The organism is Vibrio sp. 661, assembly GCF_033339315.1.
GTDB classification, from domain to species: domain Bacteria; phylum Pseudomonadota; class Gammaproteobacteria; order Enterobacterales; family Vibrionaceae; genus Vibrio; species Vibrio alginolyticus.
Window position 1 is genome coordinate 71,548 of record NZ_JAWOUJ010000011.1, and the last position, 12,615, is coordinate 84,162.

Below are 12,615 nucleotides of genomic sequence, written 5' to 3' on the forward strand. Positions count from 1 at the left end.
CAGGCTGAACCTGACCCTCGTTATGATTAATCTTCAAATAAGTAACAGCGGACAAAGTGGTTGTCGGACAGTTGAGTGACGCCTGGTAGTCGTTCACGACATTTGTCGGTAGCGTGTACACAACGTCCAGCAAATGGACAGCCGACAGATTCTGGTGTCCAAAGTGGGATTTCCCCTTTGTTGCCTTTCAGTTTCTCGTGAATAGACTTCGATGGATCTGGAACCGCAGATACCAACAGTTGCGTATATGGGTGTTGAGGGTCGTGAATGATTTCTTCAGTATCGCCCCATTCAACCATGTGACCTACGTACATGACCGCAAGATCTTCAGCAATGTAACGCGCTGTTGCGATGTCGTGAGTGATGTAGAGCAGAGACATTTGTTTCTCGAACTTCATCTCTTCCATCAAGTTCAAAACGCCAGCGCGGATCGATACATCGAGCATGGATGTTGGCTCATCCGCCAAGACTACTTCAGCTCCAACCGCAATGTTACGAGCCAGGTTGACACGCTGACGCTGACCGCCAGATAGCTGGTGCGGGAACTTTTGCGCCGTTTCTTTTGGGGGAATAAGACCAACTTGTTCAAGTAGGTCGTACACACGCTCTTCCAGTTCTTTCTTGTTGCTAGGTGAGACCTTTTTGTGGATTAGCAGTGGTCGAGCAATATGGTGGAAGATATTGTGCGTTGGGTTTAGCGAGCCAAACGGGTCTTGCCACACCATTTGTACACCTTCACGGTAGGTCATTAAATCGTGACGAGAGGTGATGTCTTGGATATCACGACCTTTGTACTCAATGATGCCATCGGTTGGTGCGTACATTTTTGCAATCATTTTTGCAGTAGTAGACTTACCTGAACCAGATTCACCTACCACTGACAAGCCGCGGCTCTTGTACATTTTGAAAGAGACGTCGTTGATTGCGCGCATCTTAGATTGTTTGATTGAGTTACTGTTTAAAGGGAAGTCCTTAACGACATTTTTACCCTCAATCAGCAGTTCGCCGAATTGTTTGCTCATAATTCTCTCCAGTGTAATTTTTGTTCTTAGCTAGCGTTTTTTTGTTGTTAAACCTTAGCTTGAGCAATGGTGTCGCCGTACAAATGGCAATTTGAGAGGCGACCTGGTTCAATTTGACGTAATTGGGTTGGTACACGTGTACATGCTTCATGTACGCGATCGCAACGAGCTTGGAAGCGGCAGCCCCGTGGTACTTCTAGCAAGTTCAACGGGTTACCTGGAATACCAGTCAATTTGGTCTTTGGTCCAGTTAGTGGAGGGAAAGAGCTACCCAAACCTTTGGTGTAAGGGTGGTAAGGACTTTCCAGAATTTGCTTAGAAGGCGCGACTTCAATCAACTCACCTGAGTACATGATGCCGATACGATCCGAGAACTCGACCATCAATGACAAGTCATGTGTGATGAACAGAATTGAGAAACCAAACTCTTCTTTAAGCGCGTAAATTTTTTGTAGAATTTCACGTTGAACCACTACATCCAATGCGGTAGTCGGTTCGTCCATGATGATCATTTTTGGGTTCAGAGCCAAAGCGATTGCGATTACTAGACGTTGACGCATACCACCAGAGAACTGGTGCGGGTAATCACTCAATCGGCTAGGGTGGATATCAACGATTTCCAGCAGACCTTCAGCGCGTGTTTTTGCTTGAGCGCGAGTCATATTGGTATGACGCATGATGACGTCACAGAACTGCTCTTCCATGGTTAGAACAGGGTTCAAAGCGTTCATCGCACTCTGGAATACCATCGACATTTCACTCCAGCGGAACGCTTGCATGCGATCATCGCTGTACTGAAGGATATCTTCACCGTTGAAGATCACCTCACCACCTGTGATAAACGCTGGCGGCTTATGAAGGCGCATTAGTGAGAAGGCAACAGTGGATTTGCCACAGCCAGATTCACCAGCCAGACCGAATACTTCACCTGGTGCAATGTCGAAGCTCACGTTGTTACAGGCGCGGACATCGCCCGCGTCTGTGATGTAGTCTACGCATAGGTTACGGATGGAAATTAGTGGTGCAGTCATGATTATTTATCTCCGCTCCATAGTGCATTTTGTGGTGCCAGTTCAGGCTCACGTTCTTTCTTGTCTTTTGCTGCTAGTTTTTTCCAGCGTTTCATGCCTTTGTGAGAACGAAGTTGAGGGTTCGCAATTTCGTCAACGGCAAAGTTCAACAGAGCAAGACCAGTAACCAGTAGTGTTAGGGCAATACAAGGTGCTAGTACTTCCCACCATGCGCCAATCAGCATGGCTGATGAGGTTTGCACGTTGTAAAGCATGATGCCCCAACTGATCGTGTTGGCATCACCCAAACCTAGGAACGAAATGACCGCTTCAGTGTTGATCGCCAGCATTACTGAGCCAATGAAGCTCGCACCGACAATCGGGATAAGGTTTGGTAAAATCTCAACGAAGATGATACGGAATGAAGACTCTCCCAATACTTCGGCAGCTTTAACGAACTCTTTCTCGCGTAGTGCCATAGTTTGAGAGCGGACAACACGTGCACCCCATGCCCAAGAAGTACCAGCGATAATCAAGGCAATGGTGAGTGGGCCTGCTTCACCGATAAAGGCCGCCAGCACGAATAGCAATGGATACTGCGGAATTACTAACATGATGTTCATTGCGGCACTCAATATGTCATCCACTTTACCGCCGAAGTAACCTGCCGATATACCAATGACTGTTGCTAAGAAGCACACGATGATGCCAGCGCCAAAGCCTACACCCAGTGATACTCGTGCACCGTAAGCCACTTGCGACCAGATATCGCGACCCATTCGGCTAGTACCTAATACGTGGTCGGCCTTTTTAGACATAATCAGCGTACGACGATCGTCTGCCAGGTTTTTAGCGACCCAACCATCAGGATTGTTTTGTGCCTGTTTTACAACAAAGCTTGGGTATTCGTGTGGGTTACCGGTTCGCTTGTCTGGCGCATGCTTTGTAAGTAAAGGAGCGGCAATCGCAACGAACACGAACAGCGTAACAATGCCAAGACCAATGCGAGCAAATGCGTTACCTAAAATAAGTTTGAATAGTTCTTTCATGATTATTTGCCTCCCGTACGTAGGCGAGGGTCTAGAATCATGTACAGCATGTCAGCCATTAAGTTGAAGCACAGCATGAACATCGTCATGATAATTAACTGACCTTGAAGTACTTGGTAGTCACGAGCGTGAATTGCGTTCAATAGAACAGTACCTAGGCCTGGGTAGTTGAAAATCATCTCGATGATTAATTGACCTCCAATGGCCATACCTAAAGACATAGACAGTGCGGTAACACTTGGAAGTAGTGCGTTACGTGCGGCGTAATTAAAGACGACGCGGTTTTCACTCAGCCCTTTACCTTTAGCCATCGTGATATAGTCTTCGGCGAGAAGGTTGATCATGTTGTTACGCATGTTAACTAAGAAGCCACCAATTTGAACGATGGTTGCACAGAATAGAGGTAGTACAGCGTGGTAACCCACGTTCTTGATGAACTCCCAGCTTGTCCAATCAGGAATAGTACCTGGCGTGTAAGCATAGCCAGATGGGAACCATTTCAGGCCAATCGCAAAGGTAAACAGCGCTAACATTGCGATAACCATTTGTGGAATAGCTTGAATGATCAATGTGCCAGGCGTTACGAATGCATCGTACTTACTACCGCGCTTCCAGGCGGCAAAAATACCAAGGACAGAAGCGATGGAGAAAGAAAGTACAACCGCAGTACCAGCTAGAAATAGTGACCAGCCAAATGCACTACCTAGTAAAGAATTAACTGAAAGTGGGTAGAACTGGATTGAGGTGCCCAATTCCCAACTTAGAATGTTTTTAATGTACGAGAAGTACTGAATGTAAATTGGCCCATCAACGAAACCGAGCAGTTCTTTCATTGCTGCGATTCGTTCTGGAGTCACCTGTACTGAAGCATTAGCAAACATCATGGTAACTGGGTCACCAGGCATTGCTCGCGGAATAATAAAGTTTAACGTCGCTGCAACTAAGAGCGCGACAAGATAGAACGACAAACGTCTTAAAAAATAACCCATAACTCACACCTTACTCACCCAGATTTTTTCCCTGTTTCTGGTTTCAGGTCGCTCCTAGCGAAATTTAGAGCGAAAAATCCCCTGACGACGAGCGCCACATATTGGTTTCGTTAACAAGGGATTTTTATAGGCGGCACACGGGATGTATGCCGCTTGAAATGAACTTCTACTTATTTAACTGGTTTTAGGTCCAGTACGTGAAGTAGACGCTCTGGGATACCTGCCCAAATGTTTGGACGGCCCTTAGGGTTTTCTTCGTTCCACCAACCAGTGAAGCGAGTTGTGTTGTATTGGTACATGTACGCGCCAGATAGCACAGGAATAGTTACTTGGTCCTGAGCAATGATCTTCTGAATGCCATGAGCGATCTCTAGTTGTTCTTGTTTATCTGCTGTCTTGTAGAAGCTGTTAAGAAGACCGTCTAGCTTATCGTTCTTGTAGAAGTGCATTGCAAAGCGAGGCATGCCGTCACCAGCTTGTAGCTTCGAGTTGTAGCCACTATCCCAGTACAAGTGTGGATCTGCACCGTGGAAGTAGTTGGTGTAAGCAACGTCGTAAGTACCTTCTAGCATAGCTTGGTTGTATACCGAGAAGTCCGGTGTACGAGCACGAGCTTTAATGCCCACTTCTGCTAGTTGCTCAACGGCTAGTTGTACCGTGTTGTTGAAGTCAGTCCAACCGTTTGGTGATTGAATTAGAAGCTCGAAAGACTTGCCAGATGGTGTATCCACAAAGCCATCTTTGTTTACATCTTTGAAGCCAGCTTTAGCTAGAAGCTTTTTCGCACCTTCCGCGTTGTATGTGTTGTAGCCTTTGTACTTGTTGTGCGTCTCTTCATCAGACCAAGCTTCGAATGCGTAGCCAAGGCCAGATGCGAAGTCGTTCACTGTACCGCCGCCGTAGAAAGCGATATCAATGATAGTTTGACGGTCTAGCGCCATAGAGAACGCACGACGGAAGTCAACGTTAGTTAGTGCTTCGTTTTTCGCAGCGTCTGGGTTTTTGAAGTTCACTACAAATGCTTGAGTACCCGCTGGTGGGTACCAGTAGTGGTGATTCGGACTTGCTGCAGCGTACGTACGGTCGATGTCTGGTACGAATGAAGACGTCCAGTCCATTTCGCCGTTAACGATTTTGCCCAAGAATTGGTCGTTGTTCGCGATTTGTGGCACACGCAGACAATCTACATCTAGGTTGTCAGCATCCCAATAATTCGGGTTCTCACACTGGATATATAGCTGCGGTGTGAAAGTGTCGATTTCAGTAAATGGACCACTGCCTACTGGATTTTCGTTTGTGAATGTTGCTGGATCTTTTACTTTGCTCCATACGTGCTTAGGTACGACTGGTACTTTCGCAATTTCGTAAGGAACGTTTGAGTTTGCTTCGCTTAGACGGAATTTAACTTGGTAGTCGTTAACTTTTTCTACGCCAGTCACCCAAGAGTTGATACCAGATTGGTCTAGCTCTGGCTTCTCTTTAACTAGGTTGAAAGAATAAACAACATCATCAGCGGTAAACGCTTTGCCATCAGACCATTTTACGCCCTTACGGATATCGAAGGTTACGCTCATCAGGTCATCAGCCATGGTAAAGTTTTCTGCTAGACGAAATACAGGCGTGTTACCGTGCATTTCGTTAAAAACAACGAGCGGCTCGTAAATAAAGTCGGTTGTTGTGTGCAGGTTAGTTGCACCCAAGAAAGGGTTAAAGTTACGAACGAAAGTTGTAAACTCTTTAGGGTGGATAGTCAGTTCACTGCGTTCAGCCGCAGTAGCTACCGATGCAAAACCTGTAGTAGCCGTTGCAATAATTGCTGTTGCTAGTGCTGTTTTTTTAATATTGGCAAGCATAGCTGTTCCTTACTATTTGCTTTCATTTCACTAAATGGAATTGAATGTCATCAATTGATAAACACTCTCTAAGACCTACCTCTTGTACATGCCTTACCCATTACAACATTGAGTTTCGCCAAGAGTGGCCTGTAGGCCTTAGGTAGGAGTAAGAAAACACCTTATCCATAAAATAATCAAACTTGATTCCCGTTAAAAACGTTAAAATCTCTGAGCTCTCCGTTATAAACGTTATTTTGGCTAATTTTAACCAGCATTGGGCCAAAAAATAAACGTTGATATGCGTCGCAGTTTATATCCTTGTTAATAATAAGTGTTGGTGATTACTAACCTGCTGGTCCTTTTTAAATATACGTTTCCTGCTTGTTTTCTAGGTTCGGAGATCTCGCTCACATGCAGAAATGGTGTTAATTAATCAGCTAAAAATTAATCTGCCGTTCTGTTGTGATTAAGTTCGCAATCTCTATCAATAGTTCGTCAAAATCCGCTTGTTATCTGAAAAATGGCCTTTTTTATCGACAGTTTTCTTCCGTTTGTTGTCCTTTTTTTATTATATGAATGAAGTTTTTTCGGTTGCTCGAACTTACCTAGTTAAGACAAGTTAAATGGATAAGGTCGTACGTTTTGAAGACCAACAATAGATAGCGTTGTCTAACCGAATGTTCGTTATTGGAAATATGGTAATGGGGTAGGAAGAGGCGGTCTCTTTTATCTCTAGGAAGGGAATACTCGAATAACAAAAAAGCCCAGCATGCACGCTGGGCTAGTTTTTTTGATAAATATTAGCTGGTCAATAGTCGCTGTAGTTTATCTCGTTGTGCTTCTATGTATGCTCTCTCGGGGCTCTGTTCTTTGCAGTGTTCGAGAATGAACTCTATCGAGCTTAGCACCGTTCTCCAACGTGGTGTTTTGGGTAATGTTTCTATACGCATGTATTTATCTAAGGTGCGTGTTTGTAAAGTACTTCGGTCTAGATAAACGCGCCACAAGCCACTTTGCTCTGCAAATGCGAATTTACTTTCACCCGTTACAGATTCCCAATACTCTAAAGCATGTGTCATTGCGTCGACTAGAACTTCCCGCATAAGTTCTTGCTTGTCCTTTTTATTACCGAGTGCTTTGTCTGCAAGGCGCGTAAATTCTCCGCCAAGCTCTTTTAGCTTTTGCAATTGGTCTTTGTCACCATCAAATGCATAACTTGAAAGCACTTCTACGGCGGTTTCTAGATTATGTATGCGAGCGGCACTGGCTCCACCGCCGACATTAAAGATGTACATGATATCTAACCCTGAACCTTCAGGGAGCTTAAGAATGTCTGCTTCGATGTTCTGACGAATATCTTCAATATAGATATCAATCTTGCCACAGTAATGAGGTTGTTTGACGGTTAGATATTTAGGGGCAATCAGCTCATCAGCAGATGAGCGCTTTAGCTGTTCTAAGCTGCGCTTGAATAGCTTACAAGCAGCTTCGTTAGCAAAGCGAATACGCTTGTCTTCACGTAGACAGATGATAGCTTCAGGAGCCGATTCTAGCTGTTCCAACAAACGACCTTGAGTCTCAAGTAAGCTTGCTTCAACGACTGCTCGCTGTCTAAGTTCAGACTCTAGCACTTTGTTTTCCATATGGCGCATTTCTGCTTTACTTGCCGTTAAATGCGCTTGGATACGTGCCGCCAACTCTTGTTTATTAAATGGTTTCGATAAATAGTCGTTGGCTCCTGCTTCAAAACCTCTTACACGATCTTCTGTTTGACTGAGTGCGGTGAGCATAATGATTGGCAACTCGGCATGATCATAGGTTTCACGTAGTTCACTACAAACTTGGTAGCCGCTCATGCCTGGCATCATGATATCCAATAACAGAAGTTCCGGCTTCTCTTGCTCGACGAGCGCTAACGTTTCTGGCCCATCGGAGACGGTACGCACACGATAGCCCTCTAAACGTAAAAAGCTTTCAAGCACGCGTAAGTTTACTGGTTCATCGTCAGCAACATACAGTAACGGGCCGTCTGGGTTCTCTGGAAGTGATAAGTCTTCGCGGTTCTCTACATTAACTTCAGGGATTTGGAAGTGTCCGTGCGCAGCTAGAGTCTGGGTTGCTTGGATTTCTTCTTCACTGGCGAGCGGTAAAGTGAAACTGAAGGTAGTTCCGACCATTGGTTGGCTACTGACGTATAACGAGCCTCCCATTAATTCGATCAATTGACGGCTAATGGAGAGCCCAAGTCCTGCACCTTGACGATAACGGCTCGCGTCTTGCCCTGCTTGGATGAGTGGTTCAAAAATATGTTCAAGTTGTTCTGCGGGAATTCCTTGTCCAGTATCCACAACTTGTACGCGTACATGATCATCTACCACATTAGCGGAGATAACAATTTTACCTTCTGAGGTGTATTTAATCGCATTGCCAATCAGGTTATATAGCACTTGTTCAAGGCGTTGCGGGTCAGCTGACACTGCTTTTAAATCCGCTGGGACTTGGTTGATGATGCGGATGGTTTTACTTCCGAGTAAATGGCTAGAAAGCTCTAAAACCAATCGTGTTGCACTGCCCAAACTCACTGCTGATTTCTGGATATCCATGCTTCCATAACGCATTTTATGATAATCCAACAAGTCATCGACTAGATTAGCGAGACGCTGACCACTTTTAATGATGATATCAAGCTGATATTTCTGGCTAGCGGGGATCGCACCATTGGCGCCGGACGCTAAGGTTTCAGCAATCCCGACCATGCCGTGTAACGGTGTACGAAGTTCATGAGAAGTCGTGGCTAAGAATTCATCTTTTAATTTATCGGCCAATTGCAGTTCTTCATTCTGTTTTTGAATGATCTGTATGTTGCTTTCTAGTTCTTCATTTTGCTTCTTAATGGTTTGAATCTTATCTCGAATAGAGCGTTGCATTCGTTCAAAGCTTAACGCAAGCCGACCAATTTCATCTTTACGAACCGTATTAAAAGACGTGTCATCAAGATCCCCTGCAGAGACCTTTTCGGCAACCCAAGTCAATTTCAGCAACGGAGAAGTGATAAAGTTTGATAAATAGTGAGAAGCTATCACCACAAGGATAATGGCGATCAACATAGCGATAACGAATAGTTTTTCGAGTTGATGGATACGAGCGAAAGCTTCGTTTTCTGGTAACTGTACGACGAGCGCCCAAATCACACCACGAGTTTCAATCGGTGCATAAGCCGCGATTATTTCTTCACCTAAGCCGTTCGTGTAAGTGCCGACACCAAACGCACCAGAGAGTGCTTTATCGATCACTTCTAAACTGTTCTTAATGTCGTCTTGTTTCGTGTTGATTGTGCGAGGTTGGTGATCATTTCCAACCAGCAAGGTGTTAATGGATGACTCTCGATTAGCGTCTGCGGCTAACTTAGTGATGCCATTATTTGGCAAGCGGAACATGGCATAGCTGTGTAGATAACCTTGCTGAACAATTGGTGCACCTAGCCAAGCGACTGATTTACCCCCTTCCAGCTCGAAGTCAGACACAATCACAGGAGTGTAGTCTTCGTTTACTTTTCGACGTTCAGTCACATCATCGGCGAGACGCTTGAAAGTTTTGCCAAGTGCCGAGTCTTTGTAGGGGCCTGATAACAAGTTCGTTCCGTAGTTATCGTCTTTGTTGATCGAGTAGGTGACGTTACCATTGATGTCGACCAGCAAAATGTCATTAAAATCAGAGCGCTTGAGGAGCTCCAAGTAGGCCCAATGATAGCGTTTATGCAAAAGTCGGTAACGTTCACTTCCTACATAGTTGGATGACTCGGGTAACGTTGAGGTTTTGATTTGGTCTCCGCTGCCCTCGATGTAGCGCTGTTGGGCGTTTTTACGAGACTCTTCAATATCATTGCCTAAACGACTAAAAGCATTGACGAGACCGTAGAATCGGCCACCACTGGCGTAAGCCAACTCTGAGCGCACAAAGCCCATGACTTCGGTTTCTCGTGCCTCAAAGTAGTCGATGATTTGCTGCTGTTTTGTATCTCGAACAGACAGTAAGTGCGAGGTGCTTTGTTCTTGCAGATCTTTACTGTGGGACTGCAAGAAAAAGATCGCAGTAATGGTAAGAGGTGTGATACTGAGCACCAGAAATGCGGTCATCAGTGTACTCTGAAGGCGCTTAAATTTCTGTTTTTTGTAGAATTTAAACATGGATAAGATTACAACTCATAATGGGCAGTTCTAAAACATACTTCGCTGCCGAGGTTCTCGTTAAAAACGGATAAGATGTTCAACTAGATAGAATTAACAAAATTAACGAGTTTTTTTTCTTTGACAAGAAAGTTAGTTGTAAAGCGTGCAGGGTGACGCAGTTTTTCTTATGAGTGTTGAATTTATGAGAAAAAATCGCGCAGGTTTGTGCCTGCGCGGGGGGAAGTTATGATTTTTTCGCGTAGTAGATAGAAAATTTATTGGTCTTATTTAGCGTCTCGCAATTATTAAACGCCCGCTCGATAATTGGTGGGTATTTTAAGAAGCTATTCGCGACAATCACCATTTCGCCGTCTTTGGTTAGATATTGTGGTGCCTGACCCAACAAGGTTTCCGCTGCGTTGTAATTTGTGTCTAGACCACTGTGGAATGGCGGGTTGCTGACGATAAAGCGGTAGTCTTTTGCGGTATCCGAGTATATATCTGATGCAAATACGCGTCCGGATAAACCATTCGCTTCTAATGTGGCTTGGCTAGAAGTGATCGCATAAGCATTAATGTCACACATCTCAATCGCGATCTCTGGATTCGCTTTCGCCATAAACGCACCGAGCACACCTGCACCACAACCAAAGTCGAGCACTTTGCCCGACAGCTTAGGTAAGGTTTCAAGCAGCAATCGGCTACCTAAGTCGAACTCGCCATGGCTGAATACGCCAGGTAGGCTCTTAACCGCTAGCGACTTCTCACCGAGTGTAACAGTGTAAGACTTAAACCAATCTGCTTGGTTGAAAGGTTTTGGTTCATTGAGGCAATTACCCCAGTAAAATGAGCAGCGACGAGCAGAGTCGTACTTGTTCACAGGGCCGTATTCTTGGAACATCTTCTCGATGCTCTTGATGCCGGAGCGGTTTTCACCAACGATGACGATTTCGGTGTTAATGCCCAGTTTCGCCATCAACATCGCCAGCAAGTATTCTGCTTCGGCTTTTGCTTTTGGCCAGTATAAAAGGACCATGTCTGCTTTTGTTTCAACATCAAACACAGAGCCAAAATGACTTTTCACTTTGTCAGAGGTTTGAATTTGGCGGTAGTAGCTATAGTTGGAAGTAAACACTTCAACAGACTCACAATGAGCCACTAACTCAAGAGGAAATAGGTCTTCAACTTCACCAGCGACTAAAACGTGTTTTCCATTGAAGTATTCAAGTTGGCGCTGAGCTATTTGGCTAGGAGCGATATAAGCAGACATAAATTTGGTTCATCAGAAATAATTTGGGGCAGATTTTCGCACAATCTGCCCCAAGCTTGAAGTGATTAAGCGGTGACTAGCTGTTGTCTTGTTGGTTAAGGAAGTCTTTGAATTCTTCCTCGTAGATATTAAACAGTACCATGGTCACGGCAAAAATAAGTGGGCCGTAGATAAGACCAATCAAACCAAACAGATGCAGACCACCCAGTAATGAGAAGAAAATCATAAGGGTATTCATGCCGGCGCTGCCTTGCATTAGCAACGGACGCAATAGGTTATCTATAGAGCCAACGACGACTACACTCCACACCGTCAAGAAGATAGCCCAAGTCATATCGCCTGTTAAGAACAAGTACGCTGCTGCAGGAATCCAGATTAGCGCGGTTCCTACCACTGGAATGAATGATGCAAAGCCCATCATCGTTCCCCAAAATAGCCCAGGGAAGCCAGCTAGCCACATACCGATGCCGCCAGCCAAACCTTGAGCAATCGCTGTCATGAATGAGCCCATCACGGCTGATTTAGAAACTTGCTCTATCTCTGTCAATATGCGGTCTTCTTGGCTACGTGAGAGTGGCAGGATATGACGAATCGCAGAGATAATTTTGTCGTGGTCACGAAGCAGAAAAAACAGCACAAACAGCATCAGGAAGAAGTTCATTAGGAAGTTGGTTGCGTCTCCTAAAATCTTTGCGCTGATAGCAACTAAGTTAGAGCCAAACGATGTAGCAAATTGACCAATTTTCTCAGCAATGGCTTTGGGCTCGATTTTATCAAAAGGTAAGTACTCATTAACAATCGCTAAGCCTTTGATAACGAAAGGATGTTGGAATATATCTTGGATGCCACCATTGGTAACCCAATTATATGTATTTTGTGAGAAAACAGAGCCTTGCTGAACAATGGCTGCAAACACAAATAAAAGCGGGATAACAATAATAAACGTCAAGACGACACATGACAGCAGTGCCGCCATATTGGGGTGCTTGGGAATTTTCTGCTCAAACCATTCGTGTATCGGAAACATGAGCAAAGAAATGATAAAAGCCATCACAATTGAATTGATATATGGCTCAACCAATAAGTAGCAAGCAAAAGCAGCGGCGAGTAAAGCAACCATTAGTACTCGGTGACTCGACGTTATTTTTACATTATTTGGCATGGTATTAGTCCAACTTACAGGTGACGTTTACGGTTTATGCCTTCAATGATGGCGTGTAACCTTTATTACTTTGCACTCTTAACTCTTTCAAGCTTATGACAATGCCGAA

Annotated in this window: 8 protein-coding genes; all 8 read right to left on the reverse strand. The window is 44.7% G+C overall.

What is annotated here, in order from left to right; all coding sequences use genetic code 11:
- Positions 1-26: 26 nt before the first annotated feature.
- Positions 27-1,022 carry an ABC transporter ATP-binding protein gene (locus tag R7P69_RS17465; protein WP_054579087.1) on the reverse strand — a complete coding sequence of 332 codons (996 nt, stop codon included), beginning with the start codon at positions 1,020-1,022 and terminating at the stop codon, positions 27-29.
- Positions 1,023-1,069: 47 nt separating this feature from the next.
- Positions 1,070-2,053, reverse strand: a complete 984-nt coding sequence (locus R7P69_RS17470) for an ABC transporter ATP-binding protein (protein WP_005380040.1) — start codon at positions 2,051-2,053, stop codon at positions 1,070-1,072.
- 2 nt (positions 2,054-2,055) lie between these two features.
- Positions 2,056-3,081 carry an ABC transporter permease gene (locus R7P69_RS17475; protein WP_054579088.1) on the reverse strand — a complete coding sequence of 342 codons (1,026 nt, stop codon included), beginning with the start codon at positions 3,079-3,081 and terminating at the stop codon, positions 2,056-2,058.
- Between the two features lie 2 nt (positions 3,082-3,083).
- A complete protein-coding gene (locus tag R7P69_RS17480) occupies positions 3,084-4,070 on the reverse strand; it encodes an ABC transporter permease (RefSeq protein WP_005380038.1) in 987 nt (328 codons plus the stop codon).
- 170 nt (positions 4,071-4,240) lie between these two features.
- Complete coding sequence (locus tag R7P69_RS17485; RefSeq protein ID WP_005380037.1) at positions 4,241-5,923, reverse strand: ABC transporter substrate-binding protein; 1,683 nt, start codon at positions 5,921-5,923, stop codon at positions 4,241-4,243.
- A gap of 782 nt (positions 5,924-6,705) precedes the next feature.
- Complete coding sequence (locus R7P69_RS17490) at positions 6,706-10,092, reverse strand: response regulator (RefSeq protein ID WP_186584672.1); 3,387 nt, start codon at positions 10,090-10,092, stop codon at positions 6,706-6,708.
- Between the two features lie 226 nt (positions 10,093-10,318).
- Positions 10,319-11,344: a 16S rRNA (guanine(1207)-N(2))-methyltransferase RsmC gene (gene rsmC / locus R7P69_RS17495; protein ID WP_005386543.1), complete on the reverse strand. Its 1,026-nt coding sequence runs from the start codon at positions 11,342-11,344 to the stop codon at positions 10,319-10,321.
- Between the two features lie 76 nt (positions 11,345-11,420).
- A complete protein-coding gene (locus tag R7P69_RS17500) occupies positions 11,421-12,506 on the reverse strand; it encodes an AI-2E family transporter (RefSeq protein ID WP_005386541.1) in 1,086 nt (361 codons plus the stop codon).
- Positions 12,507-12,615 lie beyond the last annotated feature (109 nt).